This is a genomic window from uncultured Halomonas sp. (assembly GCF_947501415.1).
Classification (GTDB): domain Bacteria; phylum Pseudomonadota; class Gammaproteobacteria; order Pseudomonadales; family Halomonadaceae; genus Halomonas.
The window spans coordinates 56,119-69,666 of record NZ_CANMVL010000014.1 but is presented as its reverse complement, the minus strand read 5'-3'; the positions used below and the strand labels follow the sequence as shown (position 1 = coordinate 69,666).

The following is a 13,548-nucleotide window of genomic DNA, read 5'->3' as shown; positions in this document are numbered from 1 at the left end:
CGGCTCAGCGCATCACGGGGTGGTGATGTCGGTGCCGAACCACTGTTGCGAGATCGTGCGCAGCTCGCCCGATTCACGCAGGGTGGCCAGGGCCGCGTCGACCCGGTCACGCAGGGCGCGATCCTCCTCGGTGTCACGGAAGGGCAGGGCATTGCGAATCTGCGAGAAGGGCTTGCCGGCCAGTGCCAGGGGCATGGGTTTCTCCTTGATGACCTGGCTGGCACTCACCCGGTCCATGATAAAGGCGTCGACGCGGCCCAGGGCGGTATCCTGCTCGATATTGCTCTCATAGGTACGGATGTCGATCTCGTCGGCGTAGGGCAGCTCGCGCAGCAACTCCTCATAGTTGGAGCCGAGATTGACGGCCACGGTCTTGCCCTTCAGATCCTCGACGGACTGGATCGCGTCATTGCCCTTCTTGACCACGACCTGAGCGCCGTCATAGACGTAGGGCTCGGTAAAGGCGTACTTGGCGGTGCGCTCTTCGGTAATGGTGATCTGGTTGGCGATGGTGTCGATGCGGCCGGACTCGAGCATGCCGAACAGGCCCGAGAAGTTTGCCGTGATGAACTCGACCTCGGCCCCCATCTCGTCGGCCACGGCTTCCATGACATCGACCTCGAAGCCCTGAAGCTTGTCCTGTTCGACGAAGGTGAAGGGGAAATAACCGCCGGACATGCCCACCTTGATGGTGTCATCGATAGTGTCATCGTCGGCCTGAGCCAGGCCGGCGGTCACGATACCTGCGGCCAATGTGGTAAGGACAATGCGCTTGAGCATGATGTGCTCCCGTATGGTGTCTGGAGTAGCGCTAAGACGACGTAGCGTAATGGCTTTTCAGGATGCCCAACCTAGAGAATATAGTCGCGGAGCTCCAATAGCGGTTAGTTATATATTGGTAATCGAATCAGGCATGGCGTCGATTATGGGGCAGTTTCTGACGCGTGCCGGAATCCGTTGTTTTCGCTACACTGTCGCGCCCGTTACGCCCAGCCTGGAGCCTGTGATGTCACATTACTATCGTCTGGTGGTTTCCTGTCCCGATCGAGTGGGGATCGTTTCCCGCGTCTCCGGCTTTATCGCCGGACACGGCGGTTCGATCACCGAGGCCAGCCAGCACTCCGATCTCGAGTCGGGGCGTTTCTTCATGCGCTACGAGATTCTGGCCGACTCCATCGGCATGCCGCCCGAGACGCTGCGCGAGGCGTTTCGCCCCATTGCCGAGGAGTTCGACATGACCTGGGCGCTGGCCGATACCCGGCAGCGGCGACGGGTGGTGCTGATGGTGTCGAAGGCGTCACACTGCCTGGTCGACCTGCTCTACCGCTGGACCGCCGGGGAGATCGACTGCGAGATCGCGGCGGTGATCTCCAATCACGAGACCATGCGGGGCCTGGTCGAGTGGCACGGTATCCCCTATTACCATGTGCCGGTACCCTCGGATGAGAAGCAGGCCGCCTTCGATGAGGTGGAGAGCATCGTCGAGGAGGTGCGCGCCGACTGTGTGGTGCTGGCGCGTTATATGCAGATCCTCCCGCCGACGCTGTGCGAGCGCTATGCCGGCCGGGTGATCAATATCCATCATAGTTTTCTGCCCAGCTTCGCCGGCGCCAAGCCGTATCATCAGGCCCATCAGCGGGGGGTCAAGCTGATCGGTGCCACCTGCCACTATGTCACCGCGGAACTCGATGCCGGGCCCATCATCGAGCAGGATATCCATCGTGTCAGCCACTGCCATACCCCCGACGACCTGGTGCGCTTCGGTCGCGATGTGGAGAAGGCGGTGCTGGCGCGAGGGTTGCGCTGGCACATCGAGGATCGCGTGCTGATCCACGGCAACAAGACCGTGGTCTTCGCCTGACCGGGAGACGTCATGTCCTTCTCCGAACCGGTGTTGGCGCCCTGGCTGCTGGTGAGTGCCAGCCTGGTCGCCCTTGTTCTGCTGGGATTGGCCCTGGCCCAGCGCCCGTGGCGGATGCTGCTGGCCGATAGCGGGTTGCAGCATCGCTGGCTGGCCGCCACCGTGGCGGTACTGTTGATGTGGCAGCTGCGCGCCCAGGCGGTGGACTGGCTGACCCTGCACCTGATGTTTACCGCGCTGCTGGTGTTGGTGTTCAAGGCGCCGCTGGCGCTGCTCTCGCTGCTGCTGGTCAATCTGGCGATGGTGGTGACCGGTCGGGTGGATTGGACCCTGCTGGGGGTCAACCTGCTGGTGACCGGTGTCATGCCGGCGCTGACCATGGTGCTTGTCTGGCGGCTGGTGGATCGTTACCTGCCCGACAACCTGATGGTGTTTCTGTTTGTCTGCGGCTTCTTCGGTGCCGCGCTGTCCTCGCTGGCCGCCGGTCTCTCCGCGGTAGGCTTGATGCTGCTCGGCGCCAGTGATGTCCATGCCCTCTATCAGGCCCTGGAGTACGCCCGCTTCCTGCCACTGCTGATGCCCTCGGAGGCGTTCATCACCGGCATGCTGATGAGCATACTGCTGGTCTACCATCCGCACTGGGTGGCGACCTTCAATGATCACCGTTACATCGATACCAAGTAGGCCCCATGAGTGCATCCTCTAGCGTGGCGCCGCGTCGACCGGCTCGCCGCGAGCTGCTGGAAGGTCCCATCGCCGCTACCTTGCTGAGAAAGACCCTGCCGGTGATCGGCGGCATGATCGCCATGCTCAGCTTCAATCTGGTGGACACCTGGTTTATCTCGCGGCTGGGTACCGAACCCCTGGCGGCGGTGTCGTTCACCTTTCCGGTGGTCTTTACCGTGATCAGCCTGGCCATCGGGCTGGGCATCGGCACCTCCGCCGTGGTGGGGCGGCGGCTGGGGCGTGGCGAATTCGAAGTGGTGCGACGGCGTGCCACCGATGCCGCCCTGCTGGGGCTGATGGTCGGCCTGGTCATGACCCTTCTGGGGTTGGCGAGCCTCGAACCGCTGTTTCGGCTGTTGGGGGCCGATGACGTGCTGATGCCGCATATTCGCGACTATATGGGGGTCTGGTACTTCGGGGCCGCGGCGATGATCGTGCCACGCGTGCTCAACAGCCTGCTGCGGGCCCACGGCAATACCGCGACCCAGGGCGTGATGATGGCGCTGGCCGCCGTGATCAATGTGGTGCTGGACTGGTGGCTGATCTTCGGCGCCGGGCCGCTGCCGGCCATGGGAGTCTCCGGGGCGGCCCTGGCCACGGTGCTGAGCTGGGGGCTGATGGCGGTGGCCCTGCTCTTCCAGCGCGAGCTGCGTGGCCTCATCGATATCCGCGGCATGACCCGCCGTGGAGTGCTCGAGTCGTGGCGGGAGCTGGGGCGCATCGCCGGGCCCGCGGCGCTGACCAGTGTGTTCACTCCGCTGGCCATGGGGTTGCTGACGCGTATCGTCGCCGGCCATGGGCACAATGCCGTGGCCGGCTTCGGTGTCGGCACGCGCCTCGAGGCGTTCGCCCAGATCGCCGTGCTGGGCCTCTCCATGACTCTATCGCCCCTGGTCAGTCAGAACGCCGGTGCCGGCCAGTACGTTCGGGTGCGTCGTGCCATCTTCGGCTGCTTCGTGTTCGTGCTCGCCTGGCAGCTGCTGGTCTGGATGGTACTGCAGGCGCTGGCCCCCTGGCTGGTGAGTGCCTATGCCGAAAGCCAGGCCGTGGGCGAGGTGCTGCGACACTTCCTGTGGCTGGTGCCGCTGGGGCTGGGTGCCCAGGGCGTGGTGATCCTGGCGGTATCTTCCTGCAATGCCCTGCATCGCCCTTCCCGGGCCATGCGGCTCTCGGTGTTGCGGCTGTTCGTGCTCAGCGTGCCCCTGGCCTGGGTGGGAGGGCGCCTGGCCGGCACTACCGGCGTTTTCGCCGGCATGCTGATGGCCAACCTGCTGATGGCAGCGATCGCCTGGTGGCAGACGCGGGTGGTCCTCTCCCGTTACCGGTAGATTTTTTTATCGCCAAGGGGCTTGGCAGGCTCGTGGTTCTGCACTACATTTGATGAAAATGTAGACATTAAAGCCCGATCACGCCACCGAGGACACCCCATGAGCCAGATCACCCCCCTTACCTGGGACGACCCCTTCCGCCTCGTCGACCAGCTCTCGGAAGAGGAGCGCATGGTCCAGCAGACCGCCCAGGATTATTGTCAGGAGAAGCTCCTGCCGCGGGTGCTGGAGGCCAATCGCCACGAGATCTTCCATCGCGAGATCATGAGCGAGATGGGCGAGCTGGGCCTGCTCGGTGCGACCATCGATGGCTATGGCTGTGCCGGCCTCAACTACGTCAGCTATGGGCTGATCGCCCGCGAGGTGGAGCGGGTCGACTCCGGCTATCGCAGCGCCATGAGTGTGCAGTCCAGCCTGGTGATGTATCCGATCCATGCCTTCGGCAGCGAGGAACAGCGCGAGAAGTATCTGCCCAGGCTGGCGACCGGCGAGTGGGTCGGCTGCTTCGGCCTGACCGAGCCTGACCACGGCTCGGACCCGGGTGGCATGTCGACGCGCGCCGTTCGCACCGAGAATGGCTGGCGCCTCAACGGCACCAAGACCTGGATCACCAACTCGCCCATCGCCGATGTCTTCGTGGTCTGGGCCAGGGATGAAGAGGGGGTGATCAACGGCTTTATCCTCGAGAAGGGCATGCCGGGTCTGACTGCGCCCAAGATCGAGGGCAAGTTCAGCCTGCGCGCCTCCATCACCGGTCAGATCGCCATGCAGGACGTGGAGGTCTCCGATGCGCAGCGCCTGCCCCACGTCAAGGGGCTGAAGGGACCGTTCTCCTGTCTCAACCGGGCCCGCTACGGCATCGCCTGGGGCGCCATGGGCGCCGCCGAGGCGTGCTGGCACGCCAGCCGCGACTACACCCTGGAGCGCAAGCAGTTCGGTCGCCCCCTGGCCGCCAACCAGCTGATCCAGAAGAAGCTCGCCGACATGCAGACCGAGATCACCCTGGGCCTGCAGGCGGCGCTGCGGGTGGGCCGCATGATCGATGATGGCCAGCTGGTGCCCGAGACCATCTCGCTGATCAAGCGCAACAACTGCGGCAAGGCCCTGGATATCGCCCGGGTGGCCCGCGATATGCACGGCGGCAACGGCATCTCCGATGAGTATCATGTGATTCGCCACGTGATGAACCTCGAGGCGGTCAACACCTACGAGGGCACCCACGACGTCCACGCCCTGATCCTGGGCCGTGCTCAGACCGGTCTGCAGGCCTTTACCGGCTGACGTAGCACAACGAAGCTGAATAACGATAACGAGGGGCGCCGGGAGCCAGCCGAAGGGGAGGTCCGAGGACCATGGATGGCCGAGGTAGTGTACAGGGAGGTATTCATAGCGCCTCCCTGCAGGCTGGCTACCGGATCAGCGCCGAGTGAGCAAGGAGCTGCAGATGAGTGGACCGCTTGAGGGCATCACGGTGCTCGATATGTCACGGGTGCTGGCGGGCCCCTGGGCGGGCCAGCTGCTGGCCGATCTGGGTGCACGGGTGATCAAGGTCGAGCACCCCGAGCGGGGCGACGACACCCGCGGCTGGGGACCGCCCTGGCTGGCCGAGGAGAGCGAGCGCGACCGAGTCGCCGCCTACTACCTATGTGCCAACCGCGGCAAGCACTCCCTGGCCGTGGATATCGCCTCCGAGGAGGGTCAGGCGCTGGTGCGCAGGCTGGCGGAAGGCGCTGACATCCTGCTGGAGAACTTCAAGGTCGGTGGTCTCGCCAAGTACGGCCTCGACTATGCCAGCCTGCACACGCTCAACCCGCGCCTGATCGGTTGCTCCATTACCGGCTTCGGTCAGGATGGCCCCTATGCCCACCGCGCCGGCTACGACTTCATGATCCAGGCCATGGGTGGGCTGATGAGCCTGACCGGGGAGGCCGATGGCCTGCCGATGAAGACCGGGGTGGCGATCACCGATGTGATGACCGGTCTCTACGCCACCGTGGGTGTCCTGGCCGCGCTGCAGGAGCGTGAGCGCACCGGTGTGGGGCGCCATGTGGATGTGGCACTGCTCGATGTTCAGGTGGCCACCCTGGCCAACCAGGCACTCAATGTTCTCGTCAGCGGGAAGAACCCGGAGCGTCATGGCAACGCCCATCCCAATATCGTTCCCTACCAGGTCTTCGCCTGCGCCGACGGGTATCTGGCCTTGACCGTCGGCAACGACGCCCAGTTCGCCCGCCTGGCCGCATTGCTGGAACGCCCGGAGTGGGCTCGCGACCCGGCCTATGCCACCAACGCTGCCCGAGTCGGCAATCGCGAAGTGCTGGTGTCGTTGATCCGGGCGATTCTCGTCACCCGCCCCCGGGATGAGTGGCTCACCGAACTGGAGGCCCGCGGCATCCCGGCCGGGCCCATCAATACCCTCAGTGAGGTGTTCGAGGATCCCCAGGTGCAGCATCGCGAGATGTATCGCACCCTGAGGCGAGGTGAACTCGAGGTGCCCCAGGTGGCCAATCCGTTGCGCTTCGATGGTGCCTCCGCCACCAGCGAACTGGCCCCGCCGCGCCTGGGCCAGGACAGCGACGCCCTGCTTGCCGAGATGGGGCTGACCGCCGATGATATTGCCAGATTAAGACGGGCAGGAGTCGTCAGGTAGGGACGTGGTTCGAGGTTCGAGGTTCGAGGGGCGAGCCGGCCCCTCGAACCTTGTTTCTTGTTTCTCAGCGCGGTGAGAATCGCCGTACCAGCCCCATCTCGGCGATCATCCGGGTGGAGATCTCCTCTACCGAGAAGCGGGTGGTGTCGATAAAGGGGATATGCAGCTGGCGGTAGACCCCCTCGGCCTGACTCACCTCTTGAACACACTGATCCATGGAGCTGTAGCGGCTGTTGGGCCGGCGCTCGTGGCGGATTGCCGCCAGCCGTCTGGGATCGATGGTCAGGCCGAACAGCTTGCGCTGGTAGGGGGCCAGCACCCTGGGGAGCTTGAGGGTGCCGTCCTCATCGAGGTCATCCTCGGTGAGCGGGTAGTTGGCCGCGCGGATGCCGAACTGCAACGCCAGATAGAGTGAGGTGGGGGTCTTGCCGCAGCGCGACACGCCGATCAGGATCACATCGGCCTTGTCGTATTGATGGGTGCGCGCGCCATCGTCATTGTCCAGGGCGAAGTGCACCGACTGGATGCGGTCCATGTAGGCCTCATCCTTGCCGATGGAGTGGGTTCGCCCCACGGTGTAGCTGGAGTGGGTCTTGAGCTCCTGCTCCAGGGGCTCGAGGAAGGTCGAGAAGATGTCGATGTTGAAGCCGTCGGAATCGCTGATGATCTGACGAATATTGCTGTCGACGATGGTGTCGATGATGATCGGTGACTCGCCGTCACGCACCGCCACCCCGTTGATCACCTCCACCAGTTCGTGAGCCTTCTCGAGGGTGTCGATATAGGGCTTGGTGATCATGCGGATCTCGAGGTTCTCGAACTGCGCCAGCAGGCTGCGGCCCAGGCTCTCGGCGGTGATGCCGGTGCCGTCGGAGATAAAGAAGGCGGTACGGGTCATGGTGGAATCGCTTGGTCGATAAAAGCCTCATTGTCGGCCTCCATGCCTTCCACGACAAGCCGCCCCAGCGCCCGTAGGGTTAGCGCAGATAGCAGCACCGCTCAAGGCTATTCCGGCGACAGGCCGTCGAGGGGGCGCTACGAGTACTTCCTTGTAGGCTACCTCGGCCATCCCTGGTCCTCGGACCCCCTCTCCGTCCTATCCCCGGCGCCTTTCACTATCATCCTGTCGGTAACTGCGGTATCCCTACAGTGCCCCGTGATTTTTGCAGCAGACTACAGAATCGCTCGGAAAGTGGACGGTGTTGTAAAAATCCTCCAGTGACTTCGCTATTAGACCAATGGCGAATATTGCGATCGCTTGGTAGAGTCGCCAGCATTCCGTCATGCCCACTGGCATGACGACTCTTCGTCGCTAGCCAAGGGGGTCCCGTGGACGATTACATTCTGTGGTTCGATGAGCTGGGCATGGACGATGTGGAACGCGTGGGGGGCAAGAACGCTTCCCTCGGCGAGATGATCTCCAACCTGGCTGGCGCGGGGGTTACCGTACCCGGTGGCTTCGCCACTACCGCCCACGCCTACCGCGAATTCCTGTCCCACGAGGGCCTCAACGAGCGGATCAACCAGGCGCTGGCCACCCTCGATGTGGATGATGTTGCCGAGCTGGCTCGGGTTGGCGCCCAGATCCGTCAATGGATCATCGACACCCCTCTGCCCCCGACCTTCGAGCAGCACCTGCGCAGCGCCTACGAGACGCTGCTTGCCCGGCATCCCAACCTCAAGGCGGCGGTGCGCTCCTCGGCCACCGCCGAGGACCTGCCCGATGCCTCCTTCGCCGGCCAGCAGGAGACCTTCCTCAATATCGAGGGCTTCGACAATATCAAGCGCGCCGTGCATGAGGTGTTTGCCTCGCTGTTCAACGACCGCGCCATCTCCTATCGCGTGCATCGTGGCTACGCCCACGAGAACGTGGCGCTCTCCGCCGGCGTCCAGAAGATGGTGCGCTCCGAGACCGGTGCCTCCGGCGTGATGTTCACCCTCGATACCGAGTCCGGCTATCGCGATGCGGTCTTCGTCACCGCCTCCTGGGGCCTCGGTGAGACCGTGGTGCAGGGGGCGGTGAACCCCGACGAGTTCTACGTGCACAAGCCGACCCTGGCCGCCGGCCGGCCCGCCGTGCTGCGCCGCAACCTGGGCTCCAAGCTGATCAAGATGGTCTACGGCCAGGAGGCCAGTGCCGGCAAGTCGGTGGAGACCGTGGATGTGCCGCTCAAGGAGCGCGGCCGCTTCTGTATCGATGATGAGCAGGTGATGGCGCTGGCTCGCCAGGCGGTGACCATCGAGCAGCACTATCAGCGTCCCATGGATATCGAGTGGGCGCTGGATGGCGATGACGGCAAGCTCTATATCGTTCAGGCGCGTCCCGAGACCGTGGTCTCCCAGCAGCAGGGTGGCAAGCTCGAACGCTTCCAGCTCAAGGAGAAGGGGCGCAACCTGGTCAGCGGCCGAGCCATCGGCCAGCGCATCGGCAGCGGTACCGTCAAGGTGGTGTTCTCGCCGGATGACATGGAGAAGGTCAACGCCGGCGATGTGCTGGTCACCGACATGACCGATCCCGACTGGGAGCCGATCATGAAGCGTGCCTCGGCCATCGTCACCAATCGCGGTGGCCGGACCTGCCACGCGGCGATCATCGCCCGTGAGCTGGGCATCCCGGCGGTCGTGGGCTGCGGTGATGCCACCGAGATACTCGCCGATGGTCGCGATGTCACCGTCTCCTGTGCCGAGGGCGATGCGGGGCATGTCTACGAGGGGCTGCTGGCGTTCGACCGCCAGGTCACCAGCGTCGATGCCATGCCCGAGATCCCCTTCAAGATCATGATGAACGTCGGCAACCCCGACCGTGCCTTCGGCTTTGCCAGCCTGCCGAATGCCGGTGTGGGCCTGGCACGCCTGGAGTTCATCATCAACCGCATGATCGGCGTGCACCCCAAGGCGCTGCTTGATTTCGACACCCTGCCCGAGGAGCTGCAGCAGACCATCGAGCTGCGCACCGCCGGCTACGACAGCCCGGTGGAGTTCTATGTCGACAAGCTGGTGGAGGGGATCTCCACCCTGGCCGCGGCCTTCTACCCGGAGCGGGTCATCGTGCGCCTGTCTGACTTCAAGTCCAACGAGTACGAGAACCTGATCGGTGGCAAGCTCTACGAGCCGGGGGAGGAGAACCCGATGCTCGGCTTCCGCGGCGCCTCTCGCTATATCTCCGACAGCTTCCGCGAGTGTTTCGAGCTGGAGTGTCGCGCCCTCAAGCGAGTCCGCGAGGTGATGGGCCTGGACAACGTCGAGATCATGGTGCCCTTCGTGCGCACCACCGAGGAGGCCAGCGAGGTGATCGACCTGCTGGCCGCCAACGGCCTCAAGCGTGGTGACAATGGTCTCAAGGTCATCATGATGTGTGAACTGCCGGCCAACGCCCTGCTGGCCGAGGAGTTCCTGGAGTACTTCGATGGTTTCTCCATCGGCTCCAACGACCTGACCCAGCTCACCCTGGGGCTGGACCGTGACTCCGGTATCGTGGCGCACCTGTTCGAGGAGCGGAACCCGGCGGTGAAGAAGCTGCTGGCCATGGCCATCCAGGCCTGCAAGGCTCAGGGCAAGTATATCGGCATCTGCGGCCAGGGCCCCTCGGACCACCCCGATCTCGCCAAGTGGCTGATGGAGCAGGGTATCGATTCGGTATCGCTCAACCCCGATGCCGTGCTCGAGACCTGGTTCATGCTGGCCGGAGAAACCATCGGCTAGGTGTTGAGAAGGAATAAGTGCTAGTTGCGACAATGCCCGGCTTTTGGCCGGGCATTGTCGTCGTAGTGTGCCGTTCTGCCGTTACTTTCGATTCATCGCAGACTGATGTGAAACCTGTAGGTGGGGGATGCTCCGCTACCCACTGGTGGGTTCGCCACCCTGTGGGAGGCCGGGTTCCCCGGGCGATGGCGCCGACAGGCGCCTTGGTAGTGTTGCCCAGTACTGTGCCCTTACCGGGAGGCCGTTGGCCTCCATTCGCCCGGCCGAGCCGGCCTCCCACAATTTACCCTGGCCTCCCAATGCTCACTGCCGAACGGATTCATACTAGTTTGCGATGAACCTTATTTTCGGGACGGGGCGGACGGGAGTCTCAGTCCTCTTCGCTCGGACTCTCTTCCAACCGCTCTCCCAACCACTCTGCGACAAGCTCGGGGTGTGCCTCGACCCAGGCGCGGGCGTTGGCCTCGTAATCGCCGTTGGCCTGGTTGGCCTCCATCAGCTCCTGAACGTCATCGGCGCTCCAGGCGAAGCGGTCCAGGATGGCGGCGGCCTCCGGCTTCTCCTCGGCGAGGCCCAGGCGCGTGATGGTGTGGATGCTCTCCTCCTGGGAGTAGAGGCCCTGGGGGTCCTCGAGATAGCGCAGCGACTGACCCGCGAAGACCGGGTGCGGGGCCCAGGCGGTGACGACGATGGGGTCCTGGCGCTCCGTCGCCGCTTCCAGGGTCTTGCTCATGGTCGCATCGCTGCCGGCGACCAGCCGCCAGTCGTCGAGGCCGTAGGCCGCCATGGCTTGCTCGGTCAGGGCCATGATGCCGGCACCCGGATCGATGCCGTGGATGCGCCGATCGAAGGCGTCGCCGGCCTCGGCCAGATCCGCAATGGAGCTCGCCTCGACATAGCTGGGAACGGCCAGGCCGACTCGGGCATCACTGAGGTTGGGGCCGAGATCCTCGACCTTGTCGCCCACGGAGGCGCGGTAGCTGGCCTGGGTCACCGGCAGCCAGGCGCCGGTAAAGGCATCCAGCTCGCCGACGGAGAGGCCCTGCCAGATGGCGGCCAGGCTTACCGAGCGGATCTCCACCTCATGGCCGGCGTCCTCGAGTACCGCCTTGAGCACATAGGTGCTGGCCTGCCCGGTGGCCCACTCACCGATGCCCAGGCGCAGGGTGTCGGCCTGGGCCATCGGGCTGATGGCGCCGAGCAGCAGGCCGGTGGAAGCGAGCAGCGAACGCAAAGTCATTACAAACATCTCCAGCAGAGGACAGGGGAAGCGGTCGTCGGTCCCTATGATACCTGTTCTCGTGCGATGACGAATCCGCTGGGGTACCTGGAGTGGCATCTCGGCAGCGACAGGGGCGTCGCATGGATCTCCTTCGGCTATGCTGACAGACTCTTTGATCCATCCGATGACAAGGAGCCGTCCCATGGGCACTTCAGCAGCCACGCCCTTCCGCCGCCGACTGCTGTTTCGGCTTGCCATCTCGCTGCTGGTCGGTCTGCCGTTCACCGTCCTGGGTGAGACGGAGTTCGAATATCAGCGTCCTGAGGTCGCGCCGGAAACCAGCTCGGGAAGCGAGGAGAAGCCCGGCTGGGCTACCCGGAAGTTCGCCGTGGCTGCCGCCAACCCGTTGGCCGCCGACGCCGGCTACCAGATTCTCGAGGCCGGCGGCTCGGCCATCGATGCCGCCATCGCGGTGCAGATGGTGCTGACCCTGGTGGAGCCTCAGTCCAGCGGCATCGGCGGTGGCGCCTTCCTGATGTATCACGATGGCGAAGAGGTCATGGCCTATGATGGGCGCGAGAGCGCACCCGCCGCGGTGGACGAGACGCTGTTTCTCGATGGGGAGGGCGAGCCCCTGGCGTTCGCGGAGGCGGTGGCCAGCGGCCGCTCGGTCGGTGTTCCCGGCACCCTGCGCATGCTGGAGATGGCCCACAAGGCGCATGGCAAGCTGCCCTGGGCCGAGCTCTTCGAGCCGGCGATTACCCTGGCCGACGAGGGATTTGTCGTGAGTCCGCGACTGCATCAAAGCATCGCCGACACCGACGCCCTGCGCGACGACGACCGGGCGGCGGAGTTCTACTACACCGCAGAGGGCGAACCGCTGCCACCGGGACACCGGCTCAAGAATCCGGCCCTGGCCGTGACGCTCGATAAGATCGCCGCCGAGAAGAGCACGGCGTTGCATACCGGCAGGGTCGCCGAGGATATCGTGGCGCGGGTCCAGCACCATCCTGATATTCCGGGCACTCTGAGTCTCGAGGATCTGGCCACCTACTCGGCGCTGGAGCGCGAGCCTATGTGTACCGACTGGCGGGACTATCGGATATGCGGGTTTCCACCCCCCTCGTCGGGGCATCTGTCCATGATGCAGGTCCTCGGCATCATGGAGCAGCTGCCTGCCCTCGAGGTCGATCTGAACGACGGGCTTCCCGATGTCGAGTGGCTGCACCGCTTCCTCGAGGCATCGCGGCTGGCCTTCGCCGATCGAGGACGCTATATCGCCGACCCGGACTTCGTCGAGGCACCCGGGCAGGACTGGACGCTGATGCTGGTGCCTGACTACCTGGAGGAGCGTGCCGAGCTGATCGAGGCGGGACAGAGCATGGGCAGCGGTGGAGCAAGCCCGGGCAATCCCGGCAGCCTGGCCACCGCCTGGGCGGTGCAGCCGACCCAGCCCGAGCATGGCACCAGCCATATCAGCATCATCGACGCCCATGGCAATGCCCTGGCCATGACCGGCTCCATCGAGCAGGCCTTCGGGGCACGCATCCTCTCCGATGGGGGCACCGGCATGCCCGGAGGGTTTTTGCTCAACAATCAGCTGACCGACTTCTCCTTCGCCCCCACGGATGAGGAAGGCACTCCCATCGCCAACCGGGTAGAGCCCGGCAAGCGCCCACGCTCGAGCATGAGCCCGACCCTGGTCTTCGATCGCGAGAGCGGTGAGCTGGTGGCGAGCCTGGGCTCCTCCGGGGGCGCGGGGATCATTCACCATACCGCCCGCTCGCTGGTGGCGATGCTCGACTGGGGGCTGAATGCCCAGCAGGCGCTGGACCTGCCCCACGCCATTACCCTGGGCGGGCCGGTCTATCTGGAGGCAGGGCGCTTCCCGGCGGCTATCCAGCAGGCGCTGCGCGAGCGTGGTCACGAGCTTGAGGAGCGGGAGTTGACCAGCGGCCTGCAGGCCATCCAGCGCACGGAAGAGGGCTGGTTCGGCGGCGCCGATCCACGCCGTGAAGGGGTGGTGATGGGAGATTAGGGACGAGGTTCGAGGGGCGAG

General features: G+C 64.6%; 10 protein-coding genes. 7 read left to right on the top strand and 3 right to left on the bottom strand.

Features of this window, described 5'->3' with window-relative positions; translation table 11 throughout:
* Nucleotides 1-12: 12 nt before the first annotated feature.
* On the bottom strand, nt 13-780 hold the full coding sequence (locus Q0894_RS11400) for an amino acid ABC transporter substrate-binding protein (protein ID WP_161422398.1): 768 nt from the start codon (nt 778-780) through the stop codon (nt 13-15).
* A gap of 226 nt (nt 781-1,006) precedes the next feature.
* Between Q0894_RS11400 and purU the strand changes: the two genes are divergently transcribed.
* From purU to Q0894_RS11375, 5 genes are all read left to right on the top strand, one after another.
* Nucleotides 1,007-1,861, top strand: a complete 855-nt coding sequence (gene purU / locus Q0894_RS11395; RefSeq protein WP_132042582.1) for a formyltetrahydrofolate deformylase — start codon at nt 1,007-1,009, stop codon at nt 1,859-1,861.
* A 12-nt stretch (nt 1,862-1,873) separates the two neighbouring features.
* Nucleotides 1,874-2,545: an energy-coupling factor ABC transporter permease gene (locus tag Q0894_RS11390; RefSeq protein WP_132042584.1), complete on the top strand. Its 672-nt coding sequence runs from the start codon at nt 1,874-1,876 to the stop codon at nt 2,543-2,545.
* Between the two features lie 5 nt (nt 2,546-2,550).
* Nucleotides 2,551-3,915, top strand: coding sequence for an MATE family efflux transporter (locus Q0894_RS11385; protein ID WP_299235369.1), 1,365 nt, complete (start codon nt 2,551-2,553; stop codon nt 3,913-3,915).
* Between the two features lie 99 nt (nt 3,916-4,014).
* Nucleotides 4,015-5,196 carry an acyl-CoA dehydrogenase gene (locus tag Q0894_RS11380; RefSeq protein ID WP_161423535.1) on the top strand — a complete coding sequence of 394 codons (1,182 nt, stop codon included), beginning with the start codon at nt 4,015-4,017 and terminating at the stop codon, nt 5,194-5,196.
* Between the two features lie 163 nt (nt 5,197-5,359).
* Entirely contained in the window at nt 5,360-6,565 is a 1,206-nt protein-coding gene (locus Q0894_RS11375) for a CaiB/BaiF CoA-transferase family protein (protein WP_299235364.1), read from the top strand.
* A 64-nt stretch (nt 6,566-6,629) separates the two neighbouring features.
* Here Q0894_RS11375 and Q0894_RS11370 read toward each other — a convergent pair whose 3' ends face one another.
* Entirely contained in the window at nt 6,630-7,463 is an 834-nt protein-coding gene (locus tag Q0894_RS11370) for a pyruvate, water dikinase regulatory protein (RefSeq protein WP_132042592.1), read from the bottom strand.
* Between the two features lie 431 nt (nt 7,464-7,894).
* Between Q0894_RS11370 and ppsA the strand changes: the two genes are divergently transcribed.
* Nucleotides 7,895-10,267, top strand: coding sequence for a phosphoenolpyruvate synthase (gene ppsA / locus Q0894_RS11365; RefSeq protein WP_299235359.1), 2,373 nt, complete (start codon nt 7,895-7,897; stop codon nt 10,265-10,267).
* 370 nt (nt 10,268-10,637) lie between these two features.
* On the opposite strand, the gene Q0894_RS11360 is transcribed toward ppsA, so the two are convergent.
* Nucleotides 10,638-11,507 carry a glycine betaine ABC transporter substrate-binding protein gene (locus Q0894_RS11360; RefSeq protein WP_299235356.1) on the bottom strand — a complete coding sequence of 290 codons (870 nt, stop codon included), beginning with the start codon at nt 11,505-11,507 and terminating at the stop codon, nt 10,638-10,640.
* Between the two features lie 184 nt (nt 11,508-11,691).
* Here Q0894_RS11360 and ggt point away from each other — a divergent pair, with 184 nt between their 5' ends.
* Nucleotides 11,692-13,527 carry a gamma-glutamyltransferase gene (ggt, locus tag Q0894_RS11355; protein WP_299235353.1) on the top strand — a complete coding sequence of 612 codons (1,836 nt, stop codon included), beginning with the start codon at nt 11,692-11,694 and terminating at the stop codon, nt 13,525-13,527.
* The last annotated feature ends 21 nt before the right edge of the window (nt 13,528-13,548 follow it).

Bases quoted from the DNA above. Each gene is read 5' to 3' on its own strand.
- Q0894_RS11400 (WP_161422398.1), bottom strand. From the start codon at position 780: ATGCTCAAGCGCATTGTCCTTACCACATTGGCCGCAGGTATCGTGACC.
- purU (WP_132042582.1), top strand. From the start codon at position 1,007: ATGTCACATTACTATCGTCTGGTGGTTTCCTGTCCCGATCGAGTGGGG.
- Q0894_RS11390 (WP_132042584.1), top strand. From the start codon at position 1,874: ATGTCCTTCTCCGAACCGGTGTTGGCGCCCTGGCTGCTGGTGAGTGCC.
- Q0894_RS11385 (WP_299235369.1), top strand. From the start codon at position 2,551: ATGAGTGCATCCTCTAGCGTGGCGCCGCGTCGACCGGCTCGCCGCGAG.
- Q0894_RS11380 (WP_161423535.1), top strand. From the start codon at position 4,015: ATGAGCCAGATCACCCCCCTTACCTGGGACGACCCCTTCCGCCTCGTC.
- Q0894_RS11375 (WP_299235364.1), top strand. From the start codon at position 5,360: ATGAGTGGACCGCTTGAGGGCATCACGGTGCTCGATATGTCACGGGTG.
- Q0894_RS11370 (WP_132042592.1), bottom strand. From the start codon at position 7,463: ATGACCCGTACCGCCTTCTTTATCTCCGACGGCACCGGCATCACCGCC.
- Q0894_RS11360 (WP_299235356.1), bottom strand. From the start codon at position 11,507: ATGACTTTGCGTTCGCTGCTCGCTTCCACCGGCCTGCTGCTCGGCGCC.
- ggt (WP_299235353.1), top strand. From the start codon at position 11,692: ATGGGCACTTCAGCAGCCACGCCCTTCCGCCGCCGACTGCTGTTTCGG.